Genomic DNA, 14,470 nt, shown 5'->3' with positions numbered 1-14,470 from the left:
GCATCCACGAAAGACGGCTACCCATGAGCTTCAACCTTCACAACCGCAGTCTTCTGGACCTCAAGGATTTTTCCCCGCGGGACATCCGCTTCCTGCTGGACCTGGCCGCCGAGCTCAAGCGCTCGAAATACGCGGGCAATGAGCTCGCGCGCCTCAAGGGCAAAAACATCGCGCTGATTTTCGAGAAAGCTTCCACCCGAACGCGTTGCGCCTTCGAAGTCGCGGTGCACGACCAGGGCGGCCACGTGACCTACATCGACCCGGTCAGCTCACAGCTGGGGCACAAGGAGTCTCTCAAGGACACGGCGCGGGTGCTGGGGCGGCTGTACGACGGCATCGAGTACCGCGGCTTTCACCAGACGGTGGTGGAAGAAATCGCGCGCTTCTCGCACGTCCCGGTCTGGAACGGGCTCACAGATGAGTCGCACCCGACCCAGGTGCTGGCCGACCTGCTGACCATGCAGGAGTTCGGCGAAAAGCCGCTGCATGAACTGTCTTTTTGCTACCTGGGCGACGCCCGCTTCAACATGGGCTGCTCGCTGCTGGTGGGCGGCACGCAGATGGGCATGGACGTGCGCATCGCCGCACCCGCCGCGCTGATGCCACCGCCCGGGCTGGTGAGCGAAATGCGCGAGCTGGCCAGGACAACAGGCGCGCGCATCACCCTCAGCAACGATCCGGCCGAGGCTGTCAAGGACGCTGACTTTCTCTACACCGACGTCTGGGTGTCCATGGGTGAGCCCGACGACACCTGGAAGCTCAGGATTGAGCAGTTGCTGCCCTTCCAGGTCAACAGCGCCTTGATGAAGGCTACCGGCAAGCCGCGAACCCGCTTCATGCATTGCCTGCCGGCTTTCCACAACCTGGACACCGAGGTAGGGCGCCAGATCCACGAACGCTACGGCCTCAGCGAAATAGAGGTGACCGACGAGGTCTTCGAGTCCGATGCATCCATCGTGTTCACGCAGGCGGAAAACCGCATGCACACCATCAAGGCCGTGCTTGTGGCCACGCTCGCATGAAGCTGGTGATTGCGCTGGGCGGCAATGCCTTGCTGCGCCGGGGCCAGTCGCTCAGCGCGCAGAACCTGCTGGAAAACATCCGGAGCGTGGCGGCCCAACTGGCCCGCGTCGCGCTTCGTCATGAGTTGGTGGTGACTCACGGCAACGGGCCCCAGATAGGCCTGCTGGCGCTGCAGAACTCGGCCTACGCGGCAGTGGCGCCCTATCCGCTTGACGTATTGGGTGCGCAAACCGAAGGCATGATCGGTTACCTGCTGGAGCAGGAACTTGCCAACCACCTTCCACCCGGCCGCCCCGTGGTCACCCTGCTTACGCGTGTGGAAGTCGACCCCGCCGATCCGGCTTTCGGGAAGCCCACCAAACCTATAGGACCTGTTTACACGAAGGAGGAAGCCGAACGGCTTGCGCAAGCCATGCACTGGCATGTCGCGCCGGACGGTGCAGGCTTCAGGCGCGTCGTGGCTTCGCCTCTCCCTACGCGTGTGCTGGGCATGGACCCGATCAGCTGGCTGCTGCAGCATGAGGCAGTGGTGATCGCCGCGGGGGGTGGCGGCATCCCGGTGGTGCGCACCGCCGGCGGGCATTCTCTTCAAGGCATCGATGCCGTGATCGATAAGGACCTGACGGGCGCCCTGCTCGCGCGGGAACTGGAGGCCGACTGCCTGGTGATCGCCACCGACGTGGATGCCGTCTACCTGGGCTGGGGAACGCCCGCACAGCACGCCATCGGCAAGATCAGGCCACAGGAATTGCTGGGCCATAGCTTCCCCGCAGGCTCCATGGGCCCTAAGGTACAGGCTGCCACCGGCTTTGTGCTCAAGACCGGCAAGAAGGCTTTGATAGGCTCGCTGGCCCAGATCGAGGAGATGCTGGCGGGCCGTGCCGGTACAGAGGTCAGCCCCCACGGGGACACCACGGGCCAAGACCCGGTTATTACGGCCAATGCGTGAAACGCAGCAAATCGATTGACCTGCGCCCGGAAGCCCTTCCGTCCGTCGCGAATCTGTCCACATTTGATCCGCATCAACATGCTGCTCCCCAAAATCGCCACCATGGATAACGTTTCAACTCACATGAGGCATTCACCATGTTCAAGCGAATCCTGATTCCCGTGGACGGCAGCGACACCTCCAACAAGGCCCTTGTCGCCGGCCTGGCGATGGCGCGGGAAACCAGCGCCAGCGTACGGCTGCTGCACGCCTTCAATGAGGCGGCTTACCTGGGTGGAGTCGACCCCTATGGCACCTGGTCGGCCGATCTGGTCGGCATGATGCGCGAAAGCGGCGCCAAAGTCCTGACGGATGCGACGGCCATCGCCGGGTCGGCCGGAGTCACTGCAAGCCAGTTGCTTTGCGATGAACCGGGCAAACGCCTGGGAGAGTCGGTGGCCGAGGCGGCCAGGCTCTGGAATGCCGATCTCATCGTGGTCGGCTCCCACGGCCGGCGCGGCCTGGGACGGGTGCTGCTGGGCAGTGGCGCCGAGCAGATCCTGAGGCTGGCGCCGGTGCCCGTCCTGGTCGTCCGCGACGCGCCTTCAGCGCAGGCTTAAACGAAACATAGCTGCAGGGCACAACAAGTGTGCGCGAGTAGCTATCAAAATAATAGCAATCCTCGGAGCGGAATATCGTCACCATGTCGACCAAGCGCCAGGCTGGGCGTCAGCTTCCATTTGACGCGCTGACGGCCTGCCGTTGTTGTTCTCTGTCTGCCAGCAATTCGACAAAGGCACGGACCTTCGCGGGACGAAAGCGCGCGGCCGGAAACACGGCATGGATACCGCCGGAAGGCAGATGCCACTGCGGCAGGACCTGGATGAGACGGCCGGCCGCAAGATCACCCGCTACCGCATAGTCCGGCAGCACCGAAAGCCCCGCGCCCTGGAACACGGCTTCGCGCACGGCAAGCGTGGCGTCGAGAAAAATCGAGGCCTGCACGCTAACGGTCTGGCGCTCACCCTCGTTGAGCGAGAAATTCCATGTCAGGTGGTCGCGAAGAGCGGTGTTGGCGATGAAAGGCAGGCCGGCGATGTCTTGCGGGGCGGTAAGCCGCGCCACTTGCAGCGTCATGGCCGGCGACGCCACGAGCAGTTGCCGGAAAGAACCGATTTTTCGCGCCTGCAGGCTGGTTTCAGCAAGCCAACCGACACGTATCGCCAGTTCGATGTTGCCCGACATGAGGTCCAGCGTCTGGTCGGTGAGGACGGCATCGACCTTGCACGCGGGGTAGCGCCGGGTAAAGGCGGCGATAGCCGGCACCACCACGCCGACACCATAGTCGAAGGGGGCGGTCAGCCGCAGCATGCCGGACGGCTCCGCTGAGGTTTCGGCCAGGTCGTCGAAGGCATCCCCGGCCTCGCGCAGGATCAGCGCGCAACGCAGGTAGAAGGCTTGCCCCAGTTCGGTGGGCTGCACCTTGCGTGTGGTGCGCACAAGGAGCGACGTGCGGAATTCGCGCTCCAGCCGCGCAACCTGCTGGCTGACCACCGCCTTGGTGATCCCCAGGCGATCCGCAGCCGCGGTGAAGGAGCCGGTTTCCACCACAGCCGCGAAGTAGGCCAGGCGCCTCAGGTTTCCCAGCGCGCCGAGGCCACCTTCATCTTGATTGTTTGCTTTAAACATACATTGTGTTTATCAGAGATGTCTTTAACAGTCAATGGATAGTACCTACGATCACAGCCAGTGAGCAAAGAACCCATGACCAAGACCCTCCATTACCTGTTCGACCCGCTGTGCGGCTGGTGCTACGGCGCCATGCCGGCGCTCTCGGCCTTGAGCGAAGTTCCAGCTGTCAGCATCGAATTGCTGCCGACCGGGCTGTTCTCCGGCCAGGGCGCCAGGCCCATGAATGCTGAATTCGCCGCCTATGCCTGGTCCAACGACCAGCGCATTGAGCGCCTGACGGGGCAGCGCTTCACCGAGCTGTATCGCGAGCGGGTTCTCGGTGACCGCCAGCGGCTGTTTGACAGCGGCCCCGCCACGGTGGCGCTGACGGCCGTGTCATTGACGGCGCCGGATCGGGAACTGGAAGCCCTCAAGGCGATCCAGAATGCGCGCTACGTGGATGGCAAGGACACGACCTCACTGGAAACGCTGGCCGGCCTTCTGCAAGGGCTGGGGCTTGAGCAGGCTGCCGCAATGGTGGACAAGCCTGATGAAGATCTTCTCTCGGCCAACCGAGCCCGCATGGATCGCGCACAGGCCTTGATGCGGGAGTTCGGCGCACACGGCGTGCCTACGCTGGTAGCCGAATCCGGCGCGCAGCGCTGGGTCTTGAATAACGCCGATTTTTATTCCAACCCGCGCGCGCTGGCAGGCGAGCTCGAGGCTGCTTGAGCCCGGCACCGCCTCCACCCCCGCAACCCATTTCAGTTAACTGTTCAAGAAGAAAGAAAAACCATGACAACACGAAGAGAAGCAATCAAAACTGTAGCCGGCGCGGCTGTCGCGACGGCCATCTTAGGAGTGAAAAGCGCTATGGCTGCAAATACCAACCTGACCTGGAAACACTTTCCCGCCGGCGAACACGGATTCTTCCGTGCCCCGGTACTGATCTCCGGCGAACGCGAGGCTGTCCTCATCGACGGGGGCTTTACGCTTCCAGACGGCAAGGCATTGGCCGAGGCCATCAAGGCCACCGGCAAAAAGCTCACGACCATCTACATCAGCCAGAGCGATCCCGACTACTACTTCAGCCTGGCGCCTATCAAGGCGGCGTTTCCCGACGCCAAGGTGATCGCGGCACCGGCCACGATCGCGGCCATCAAGGGCAACGTGGAAAAGAAACTGGCAACCTGGGGCCCCCAACTCAAGGAAAACGGCCCACAGGCGCTGGCGGACATCGTGATGCCCCAGGCCTTCGACGGCCGCAGCCTCACCCTGGAAGGCCATGCCATTGAAATCGTCGATGCGGATGGCTTGGCCAACCGCCGCTACATCTGGGTGCCTTCGCTGAACGCCATCTTCGGCGGCGTGCTGCTGTTCTCCGGTGTTCACGTGTGGACCGCCGACACGCAGGGCGCCGAGGCCCGTGCGGCTTGGGTGAAGACGCTTGATGCCATGGCTGCGCGCAAACCCGCCGTGGTGGTCCCCGGCCACATGGCGGTCACGGCGGCGGTGGACGCAAGCGCGATCCAATACACCCGCGACTACCTCGTGGCTTTCGAGGAAGTGCTGGCCAAGTCAGCCGACAGCGGCGCCCTCATCGCGGCCATGACCCGGCGCTACCCGAACGCCGGCATGGGCGTGGCGCTGCAAATCGGTGCCAAAGTCGCCAAGGGCGAGATGAAGTGGGGTTGAAGCCATGATGTCGAACATCGACATCGTCCGTGCCCACTACGCGGCCTCGGCCCAGGGAAACATCGGCGAGATGATGGCCCATGTCTCGCCCCAGGTACGCTGGACCGAGATGGCGGGCTTTCCTTGCGCGGGCACCTGGGTCGGGCCGCAAGCGGTTGTCGACAACGTCTTTGCCGTGCTGGGCAGGGACTGGATCGGTTATCGCTTCGAACTGCAAAGCCTCGTCGACGGTGGTGACCACATCCTCGGGGTGGGAAGCTACCACGGCACTTACCGCGCCACGGGAAAGGACATGCAGGCCCGTGTGGCCCATGTCTGGCACCTGCGGGGCGGGAAGGTCGTGGCCTTTGAGCAATTCACAGACACGCTGCTTGTCCGTCAGGCGATGAGCTGATCATCCGGGCACCTGCAAACAAAAAGCCCACTCTCCTCTCGAACAGTGGGCCTCCATCGACAAAGACTGTTTGTATTTAGAACGGGATATCGTCGTCCATGTCGTCAAAGCCGCTGGCGGCCTTGGCTGCCGGAGCTGGCCGCGGTGCGGCGGCCGGCGGGCGTGCAGCAGGTGCGGACTGGCGCGGCGCTTCATAACCGCCACCGTCATCACCGCCGGGGCCGCCCATGCCCTGACGGCTGCCGAGCATCTGCATCTGGTCGGCACGGATTTCGGTGGTGTACTTTTCCTGGCCGTCCTTGTCGGTCCACTTGCGCGTGCGCAGGCTGCCTTCGACATAGACCTGCGAGCCTTTGCGCAGGTACTGGCCGACGATTTCAGCAAGACGGCCGTTGAACACCACGCGGTGCCATTCGGTGGCCTCCTTCATTTCACCCGTCTGCTTGTCCTTCCACTTGTCAGTGGTGGCAATGGTGACGTTGGCGACCTGGTCACCGCTGGGGAAGCTGCGCATTTCGGGGTCCCGGCCCAGATTGCCGACGACGATAACTTTATTGACGGATGCCATGGGGTGTTCTCCTGATCTAACTTAGAGTTTAACTGGCTGGCCCGATGCGGTGCCATGGCCGTCTGTAACAGCCGCGGCCCCGTGCCGGCCGGGCGCCCGCATGGGCCAGGCCACCAGCAGCCAGGCCAGCATCAGGCCGCCGCACAACAGAAAAAGCCCCTGGGCACCGTGCACCTTGGTGATCCAGCCGCCCACCGCGCCGCCGGCAAAAAAACCGAGCGACTGCAAGGTGTTGTACACCCCCAGCGCCGCGCCGCGGGCATGGGCTGGCGCCACCCGGGAGGCCAGGCTGGGCTGGGTGGCTTCCAGGACGTTGAAGCCGCAAAAAAACAGGAACAGCAGCACGGCCAGAATGCCCAGGCTGGCCGGCGCCGAGGTAGACGACGCCACCCAGAGCAAGCCCAGCTGAACCAGCAGGACCAGGCCGACAGCCCCCAGGAACACGGCGCGCAGGTAGCCCCGTTTTTCCAGCGGAAACAGCGTAGCCCCCATCACCCCAAAAGAGGCCAGCACCGCCGGCAGGTAGACCTGCCAATGCGCGGCCTTGTCGAGCCCGGCATTCACCAGCAAAGCCGGAATCGCCACCCACATGGCCAGCTGCACGGCATGCAGCACGAACACGCCGAAATTCAGCCGCAGCAGCGCGGTGTCCTTTAGCACCTCCACCACGCTGCCGCGCGGCCGATTGACGTGCTCCACCGGTTCGGGTGGCACCCACCAGACGACCACGGCAATGCCGCCCAGTGCCAGTGCGCCAGTCAGGGCAAACAGCCCGTGCAGGCCGATAGCGCCGGCGAGCAGAGGCGCGGCCAACAGCGAAAGCGCAAACATCAGGGCAATGCTGCCGCCCACCAGCGCCATGGCCTTGGTACGCACTTCGTCGCGGGTGGAATCGGCCAGCAGCGCCGTAACGGCAGCCGAAATGGCACCCGCCCCCTGCAACGACCGGCCGGCGATCAGCCAGTTCAGGTCGGGCGCCCAGGCGGCGATCAGGCTGCCCAGCGCAAAAATGACCAGGCCGGAAACGATGACACGCTTGCGCCCCCACCAGTCCGAAGCGATCCCAAAAGGAATTTGCAGGATGCCCTGCGTCAGGCCGTAAATACCCATGGCCAGGCCAATCCGGGCCGGGTCATCGCCCCCCGGGTATTTGGCCGCCTCCAGCGCAAACACCGGCAGCACCAAAAAGAGGCCGAGCATGCGAAGCGCAAAGATCGAAGCCAGCGAAACGCTGGCGCGCCGCTCGGTAGCGGTCATGGGAAACGACATGGGGGCTGTAGGCGCAGTCAAGGGGATTAAAAGGGCAAAAGCGGCCAAAAAATAGCTAGAAAAGCTCCAAAACGGGGCAATAACCCGGGATTGACCGACTGGGAGCGGCAAGCCCACGGCAGCCCGTGGCTTGCCCAACCGGCTATTGTGCTTGAAACGGTGCTTCGGTCTATGATGGAGAGTTTTGCGGCTGCCACATCTTGAACTCTCCTGACGACAGCAAATACCTTGCCAAAGTGCTCGCGGCCCAGCGGATCAGCATCCGCGGCGCGCGCACGCACAACCTTAAAAATATCGATCTCGACATTCCGCGCAACCAGCTGGTGGTGATTACCGGCTTGAGCGGTTCGGGCAAGTCGTCTCTCGCCTTTGACACGCTGTACGCCGAAGGCCAGCGCCGCTACGTTGAGAGCCTCTCCACCTATGCGCGGCAGTTCCTGCAGCTCATGGACAAGCCCGACGTAGACATGATCGAAGGCCTGTCGCCCGCGATCTCCATCGAGCAGAAAGCCACCTCGCACAACCCGCGCTCCACCGTGGGTACGGTGACTGAAATTCACGATTACCTGCGCCTGCTGTTTGCGCGGGCCGGCACGCCCTATTGCCCTAACCATGACCTGCCGCTGCAGGCCCAAAGCGTCAGCGAAATGGTCGACACGGTGCTGGCGCTGCCCGAAGACACCAAGCTGATGATCCTGGCGCCGGTGGCGCGCGACCGCAAGGGCGAATTTGTGGACGTATTTGCCGAGATGCAGTCGCAAGGCTATGTGCGCTTTCGCGTCGACGGCACGGCCTATGAGCTTGACGACCTGCCCAAGCTCAAGAAAACCGAAAAACACAACATCGATGTGGTGATTGACCGCATCAAGGTGCGCGCAGACCTGCAGCAACGCCTGGCCGAAAGCTTTGAGGCCGCACTGCGCCTGGCCGACGGCAAAGCGATTGCCATGGAAATGGACACCGGCAAAGAGCACCTCTTCAGCGCGAAGTTTTCCTGCCCTGTCTGCGACTATTCACTGAGCGAAATGGAGCCGCGGCTCTTCTCTTTCAACTCGCCCGTCGGCGCCTGCCCCACCTGTGACGGCCTGGGTCATATGGAATTTTTCGACCCGGCACGCGTGGTGGCCTTCCCGTCGCTGAGCCTGGCCAGCGGCGCCGTCAAGGGCTGGGACCGGCGCAATGGCTACTACTTCTCGATGCTGGAAAGCCTGGCAAAGCACTACAAATTCGACATCGACGCTGCCTTTGAGAACCTGCCCGACACCGTGCGGCAGGTTGTCCTGTATGGCTCGGGCGAGGAAGAAATCAAGTTCAGCTATGTGATGGATTCGGGCAACTTTGCCGGCAAGAAGATCGCCAAGAAGCATCCCTTCGAAGGCGTCATCACCAACTTCGAGCGTCGTTACCGCGAAACCGATTCCGCCGCCGTGCGCGAAGAACTGTCCCGCTATCGCAGCGTGCAGCCCTGCCCTGACTGCGAAGGCACGCGCCTGCGTACCGAGGCGCGCCACGTGTACCTGGTGAGCGCGCCTGAAGACGGCGTTGACGCATCGGTGCCCGATGGCAGCAAGCCTGGGCGCAAGGCGATCTATGAAATCAGCCACTCAACGTTGCGCGAGAGTTTCGAGTATTTCAACGCGCTGAAGATGCAGGGTGCCAAGGCCGAAATTGCGGCCAAGGTAGTGCGCGAGATCGGCCTGCGCCTGAAGTTCCTCAACGACGTGGGGCTCAATTACCTCAGCCTGGACCGCAGCGCCGAGACACTGTCGGGTGGCGAGTCCCAGCGCATACGCCTGGCCTCGCAGATCGGTTCGGGCCTGACCGGCGTGATGTATGTGCTCGACGAACCCAGCATCGGCCTGCACCAGCGCGACAACGACCGCCTGATCGGCACGCTCAAGCATTTGCGCGACATCGGCAACAGCGTGCTGGTGGTCGAGCACGACGAAGACATGATCCGCGCGGCCGACCATGTGATCGACATGGGACCGGGCGCCGGCATCCACGGCGGGCGCGTGATGGCGCAAGGCACATTTGACGAAGTCAAGAATAACCCCGACTCGCTCACGGGCCAGTACCTGGCGCAAACGCTGAAGATCGCGGTGCCCAAACGCCGCACACCCTGGCTGCCGACGGTCAAAGCTGTAGAAGCTGCAGAGAAAAAGAAAGCCTCGCGCTTTCCGCAAAGTCCGGCCGCCGAACGCCGCGCAGCGCGCGAGGCCGTGCACCAGGCCACGCTGGGCGACATGCAGGCCTTGCGCGTCATCAACGCCACCGGCCACAACCTCAAAGGCGTGAGCGTCGAATTCCCGGTGGGCCTGCTCACCTGCGTGACCGGCGTATCGGGGTCGGGCAAATCGACGCTGGTCAACGACACGCTGTATGCCGCCGTGGCGCGCACGCTGTACCGAGCCCATGAAGAGCCTGCGCCGCACGAAGCCATTGAAGGCATCGAGCATTTCGACAAGGTCATCAACGTTGACCAGTCGCCCATTGGCCGCACGCCGCGCAGCAACCCGGCCACCTACACCGGCCTTTTCACGCCGATCCGCGAGCTGATGGCCGAGATGAACACGGCGCGCGAACGCGGCTACGGCGCCGGAAGGTTCAGCTTCAACGTGGCCGGCGGCCGCTGCGAAGCTTGCCAGGGTGACGGCGTGGTGAAGGTCGAAATGCACTTCCTGCCCGACGTGTATGTGCCCTGCGATGTCTGCAAAGGCATGCGCTACAACCGCGAAACACTGGAAGTGCAGTACAAGGGCAAGAACATCGCACAGATCCTGGACCTGACCGTCGAGGTGGCCGCCGAGTTCTTCAAGGCCGTGCCCACCATTGCGCGCAAACTGCACACCCTGCTCGACGTGGGCCTTTCCTACATCAAGCTGGGCCAGGCCGCGACCACGCTCTCAGGCGGCGAGGCGCAGCGCGTGAAGCTCGCGCTGGAATTGAGCAAACGCGACACCGGCCGCACGCTGTACATCCTCGATGAACCGACGACCGGCCTGCACTTTGCCGACATCGACCTGCTGCTCAAGGTGCTGCACCAGCTGCGCGATGCGGGCAACACGATTGTGGTGATCGAACACAACCTGGACGTCATCAAGACGGCCGACTGGCTGATCGACATGGGACCGGAGGGTGGTGCCGGCGGCGGCACGGTGGTGGGTGTCGGCACACCGGAGGACATCGCTGCCAATGCGGCCAGCCATACCGGACGGTACCTGGCGCGCCTGCTCTGAGTTTCCCTGCCACGTCCGGGTGCCTGCCGCGCCCGGACGCGGCCTTCTTTTCACGGGATCCCGGTTTGAACAGCTCCACCTTTTTCACCCGGCGCAAAGTGGTTTTTCTCCTGGCCTCACTGTGCTGCCTGCTCTGGGGCAGCGCCTACCCGGCCATCAAGAACGGCTATGCGCTGTTTCATATTGCGGCCAACGACATTCCCTCCAAGCTGGTGTTTGCGGGCTGGCGCTTTATTTTTGCCGGCCTGGTGCTGCTGGTGTTCGCGGCCCTCAGCAAAAAGCCGGTGTTTCAGCTGGGCCGCCGCACCTTCGGCCAGGTGACGGTGGTGGGACTCACGCAGACCAGCCTGCAATATGTGTTCTTCTACATCGGCCTGGCGTACGCCACCGGCGTGAAGAGCTCGATCATGAATGCAACGGGCACCTTCTTCAGCGTGCTGCTGGCGCATTACATCTACAAGAATGACCGTCTCAGCTTCAACAAGGTGCTGGGTTGTGTGGTGGGCTTCGCCGGCGTGATGGTGGTGAACTTCAGCGAAGGCCTGCTGGCCTTCGATTTCACGCTGCTCGGTGAAGGCTTTGTGGTGATCGCCGCCTTTGTGCTGTCGGCCGCCAGCATTTACGGCAAGAAGGTGTCGCAGCGCGTGGATTCGGTGGTGCTGACGGGCTGGCAACTGGCCATAGGCGGCCTGGCCCTGCTGCTGATCGGTGTTGCCACCGGCGGAACGCTGTCGGGCTTCACGCTCAAGTCCACTTTCCTGATGGTGTATCTGGTGGTGCTGTCGTCGGCCGCGTTTTCGCTGTGGACGATTTTGCTGAAGTACAACCGGGTCAGCATGATCACCGTGTTCAATTTCATGATACCGATTTTTGGGACACTGCTGTCGGCGGTGTTTCTGGATGAGCGCTTCCTGGAGTGGAAAAACGGCCTGGCCTTGTTGCTGGTTTGTTATGGAATCTGGCTGGTGACGAAGGAAGAGAAAGTTACCGGCTGAGCCTGGGTTTTACGCGCGAGCGGCCCCCGACAGCGATGGCGATTGCGATGACAACCAGCACCGTTGCAACCGCGAACGTGACCTGCATTCCGGTGGCAACAGCCCCGGCACCCGCGGTGGTGATGTCCGCCGCCGAGGCAAACGCGAACACGGTCCCCATCGCGGAGGCACCGGTCATGAGGCCCAGATTGCGCGACAGGTTGAGCATGCCGGAAATGACACCCCGCTGGTCCGCAGGAATGTCCGTCATGACCGCTGTGTTGTTGGCGGCCTGGAACAGCTGATATCCCGGGGTCAGGATGAAGATGGCGGCCACGTAGCCCGCGACACCGAACATCGCCGGAAGCGCGGCCAGCGCCGCTGCGCCGGTAGCCACGGCGATGAGTCCGATGATGGCCATGAACGGCGCCCCCAGGCGGTCCACCATGCGGCCAGCCGGAACGCCGCTCAATGCGGAAATGACGGGGCCTATCGACATGACGATGCCGACCAGCGCGGCGTTGAGGCCGAGGGCACGGGACAGGTAAAACGGGCCAATGACAAGCGTCGCCATCATCACGGTCGCAACGAGCGCGTTCATGCCGAGGCTTGCACTCAAGCCTGGAGCGCGGAACGTCGTGAGCCGGACCAGAGGGGATTTCGCTTCCGACTCGACGAGCACGAAAAAGCCGACGCCGATAACAGCCGCCAGCAGCAGCGCCATGTTGAGCGGACCGAAATGACCGCGCCCCGTTGTCATGGCCAAGGCGTAGGCTGCGAGCGTCAGGGCCAGCAGCAGTGTGCCCAGGTGATCAAAATGGGGGCGCTCCTTCTTCCCTTCCTTGCGGTCAGCAGGCAAGTAGCGACGCGCCAGGAAAAAAGTCAGGATGCCCAACGGTACGTTGATGAAGAATAGGGCCTGCCAGCCCGATACAGCAATCAGGACACCGCCCAGCGATGGACCCAGCGCGGTGCCGACCGCGGACATGGTGCCGAGCAACCCCATGGCACTGCCGGTTCTGGCCTTCGGAACCGCCTCGCCGACAAACGCCATGGTGAGCGCCATCATCACTGCCGCCCCCAGGCCTTGCACCGCCCGGGCGGCAACCAGCAGCCAGAGCGTGGGCGCGACACCGCACAGGACCGAGGCCAGCGAGAACAGGAAGATGCCGGCCAGCAGCAAGCGCCTTCGGCCCATCAGGTCCCCCAGCCGTCCGGCACTGACGATCAGGGCGGTGATGGACAGCAGGTAAGCCAGGACCACCCATTGCACTTCCTGAAAAGAGGCGTTGAACGCCTGAGCCAGCGCCGGCAAACCCACGTTGGCGATGCTGGTGCCGAGCGAGGACAGCAGCATGGACAGCGAAAGACTGGCCAGTACCCATCGGACAGACGGCGCCGGTTCCGCGTTGGCGTTTGTTGATGGGCGGGTGGGTGCAAGGGGAGTGGTCAAGGTAGTCCAGTGGGCAAGCGGTAAAGGGGTTGTGGCTCCCCGAAATGGAGCTCTCCGGGAGCGTAGTTTTTTACCTGGCATGGCGGAAGACGCACCATTTGCACTTTATGAGTGCGTTTAACGCCATGTCATGGCCAAATTGCGCTATGGTCGATGCATGGCTGCGCCCGATTTCAACCTTCTTGTCACCCTGGATGTGCTGCTCGCGGAAGGCAGCGTGGCGGGCGCAGCCCGGCGCCTGCGGCTGAGCCCGTCAGCGATGAGCCGGGCGCTGGCCCGATTGCGCGAAACGACCGGCGACCCGCTGCTGGTCAGGGCTGGGCGCGGTCTTGTTCCCACGCCGCGGGCCGTCGAACTCCGTGAGCGCGTCAGCCAGCTTGTGCAAGACGCAGAAGCGGTGCTGCGCCCCGCCAAAAAACTCAAGCTCAAACAGCTGGTCCGCACGTTCACGCTGCGCACTCGCGAAGGTTTTGTGGAGAACTTCGGGCCGGAGCTTATTGCACGCGTTGCGGATGAAGCACCCGGCGTGCGGCTGTGCTTCGTACAGAAGCTCGACAAGGACAGCACGCCGCTTCGCGACGGGACCGTCGACCTGGAAACAGGCGTTGTGGGAAAGACGGCGGCACCGGAGCTGCGCGTGCAGGCCTTGTTCCGGGACCGGTTCATCGGCGTCGTACGAATGGGACACCCGCTGGGCGAGGGCGAGGTCACGCCCGCCCGCTACGCCGCCGGCAGGCATATCGACGTCTCGCGGCGGGGCCAGGGCAAGGGGCCGGTGGATGAAGCCTTGCACCCGTTCGGGCTCGAAAGGGAAATCGCTACCATCGTCGGTGGTTTTGCGGCGGCACTGGCACTGGCCCGGGCTTCCGACCTGATCGCCACGGTTCCTGAACGGCACACCGGAAACCTGCGCGCCGGAATGCACAGTTTTGCGCTGCCGGTCTCCACGCCGGAGATCACGGTGTCGTTGCTCTGGCATCCGCGGCTGGATGCGGATCCGGGGCATCGGTGGCTGCGGGGTTGTGTTCGGGAGGTTTGTGCGGGGCGGCCCCTCGCCTGATCGAGCGTTGGTGATGTTGTGGCCGAGCCCTTTGCTGAGTGTTGCTGGCCGGGGGTTGCCCGGCATGCAAGTAACTTTCTTTTGCTTCGCCAAAAGAAAGTCACCAAAGAAAAGGCGACCCTGCTGTCTGCGTCCCCTGCGCTGCGCTCCGGGGCAACCTGCGGTGCTCGGTTCAGGCGGGGTCTCGCTCGAACTC

At 63.3% G+C, this 14,470-nt stretch carries 13 protein-coding genes; 9 read left to right on the top strand and 4 right to left on the bottom strand.

Going from position 1 to position 14,470, the window contains the following annotated elements; all coding sequences use genetic code 11:
• Window positions 1-23 precede the first annotated feature (23 nt).
• The 3 genes from argF to AC1DU8_RS00605 all read left to right on the top strand — a co-directional run bounded on the left by argF (window position 24) and on the right by AC1DU8_RS00605 (window position 2,571).
• On the top strand, window positions 24-1,022 hold the full coding sequence (gene argF, locus AC1DU8_RS00615; protein ID WP_477687010.1) for an ornithine carbamoyltransferase: 999 nt from the start codon (window positions 24-26) through the stop codon (window positions 1,020-1,022).
• Window positions 1,019-1,972, top strand: coding sequence for a carbamate kinase (gene arcC, locus AC1DU8_RS00610; protein ID WP_477666411.1), 954 nt, complete (start codon window positions 1,019-1,021; stop codon window positions 1,970-1,972). Before argF ends, arcC begins: the two co-directional genes overlap by 4 nt.
• Window positions 1,973-2,109: 137 nt before the next feature.
• Entirely contained in the window at window positions 2,110-2,571 is a 462-nt protein-coding gene (locus AC1DU8_RS00605; protein ID WP_477666410.1) for a universal stress protein, read from the top strand.
• 109 nt (window positions 2,572-2,680) lie between these two features.
• Here AC1DU8_RS00605 and AC1DU8_RS00600 read toward each other — a convergent pair whose 3' ends face one another.
• Window positions 2,681-3,640, bottom strand: coding sequence for a LysR family transcriptional regulator (locus tag AC1DU8_RS00600; RefSeq protein WP_477726343.1), 960 nt, complete (start codon window positions 3,638-3,640; stop codon window positions 2,681-2,683).
• A 75-nt stretch (window positions 3,641-3,715) separates the two neighbouring features.
• Between AC1DU8_RS00600 and AC1DU8_RS00595 the strand changes: the two genes are divergently transcribed.
• From AC1DU8_RS00595 to AC1DU8_RS00585, 3 genes are all read left to right on the top strand, one after another.
• The gene (locus tag AC1DU8_RS00595) at window positions 3,716-4,354 is read left to right on the top strand and encodes a DsbA family protein (protein WP_477726342.1); all 639 of its coding nucleotides are present in this window, start codon (window positions 3,716-3,718) and stop codon (window positions 4,352-4,354) included.
• Between the two features lie 63 nt (window positions 4,355-4,417).
• Window positions 4,418-5,317 carry an MBL fold metallo-hydrolase gene (locus AC1DU8_RS00590; RefSeq protein ID WP_477666407.1) on the top strand — a complete coding sequence of 300 codons (900 nt, stop codon included), beginning with the start codon at window positions 4,418-4,420 and terminating at the stop codon, window positions 5,315-5,317.
• Between the two features lie 4 nt (window positions 5,318-5,321).
• Window positions 5,322-5,711 (top strand): nuclear transport factor 2 family protein, encoded by a 390-nt coding sequence (locus AC1DU8_RS00585; RefSeq protein WP_477666406.1) that lies wholly within the window; start codon window positions 5,322-5,324, stop codon window positions 5,709-5,711.
• 76 nt (window positions 5,712-5,787) lie between these two features.
• Here the strand turns inward: AC1DU8_RS00585 and ssb are convergent, their stop codons facing one another.
• The gene (ssb, locus tag AC1DU8_RS00580; protein ID WP_457281543.1) at window positions 5,788-6,279 is read right to left on the bottom strand and encodes a single-stranded DNA-binding protein; all 492 of its coding nucleotides are present in this window, start codon (window positions 6,277-6,279) and stop codon (window positions 5,788-5,790) included.
• Window positions 6,280-6,300: 21 nt separating this feature from the next.
• Complete coding sequence (locus tag AC1DU8_RS00575) at window positions 6,301-7,536, bottom strand: MFS transporter (protein WP_477666756.1); 1,236 nt, start codon at window positions 7,534-7,536, stop codon at window positions 6,301-6,303.
• A gap of 212 nt (window positions 7,537-7,748) precedes the next feature.
• Here AC1DU8_RS00575 and uvrA point away from each other — a divergent pair, with 212 nt between their 5' ends.
• Together uvrA and AC1DU8_RS00565 are read left to right on the top strand one after the other, a co-directional pair.
• Window positions 7,749-10,787 carry an excinuclease ABC subunit UvrA gene (gene uvrA / locus AC1DU8_RS00570; RefSeq protein WP_477707213.1) on the top strand — a complete coding sequence of 1,013 codons (3,039 nt, stop codon included), beginning with the start codon at window positions 7,749-7,751 and terminating at the stop codon, window positions 10,785-10,787.
• A 65-nt stretch (window positions 10,788-10,852) separates the two neighbouring features.
• Window positions 10,853-11,782: a DMT family transporter gene (locus tag AC1DU8_RS00565; protein WP_477701525.1), complete on the top strand. Its 930-nt coding sequence runs from the start codon at window positions 10,853-10,855 to the stop codon at window positions 11,780-11,782.
• Here AC1DU8_RS00565 and AC1DU8_RS00560 read toward each other — a convergent pair.
• Entirely contained in the window at window positions 11,772-13,214 is a 1,443-nt protein-coding gene (locus tag AC1DU8_RS00560) for an MFS transporter (RefSeq protein ID WP_457281547.1), read from the bottom strand. The two genes, AC1DU8_RS00565 and AC1DU8_RS00560, sit on opposite strands and share 11 nt — an antisense overlap.
• A gap of 157 nt (window positions 13,215-13,371) precedes the next feature.
• Here AC1DU8_RS00560 and AC1DU8_RS00555 point away from each other — a divergent pair, with 157 nt between their 5' ends.
• Entirely contained in the window at window positions 13,372-14,274 is a 903-nt protein-coding gene (locus tag AC1DU8_RS00555; RefSeq protein ID WP_457281660.1) for a LysR family transcriptional regulator, read from the top strand.
• Window positions 14,275-14,470: the final 196 nt, after the last annotated feature.

This window comes from Polaromonas sp. P3_A5 (assembly GCF_056403055.1).
Note: the sequence above shows the minus strand (reverse complement) of the source record. Positions and strands in the feature narration are given on the sequence as shown.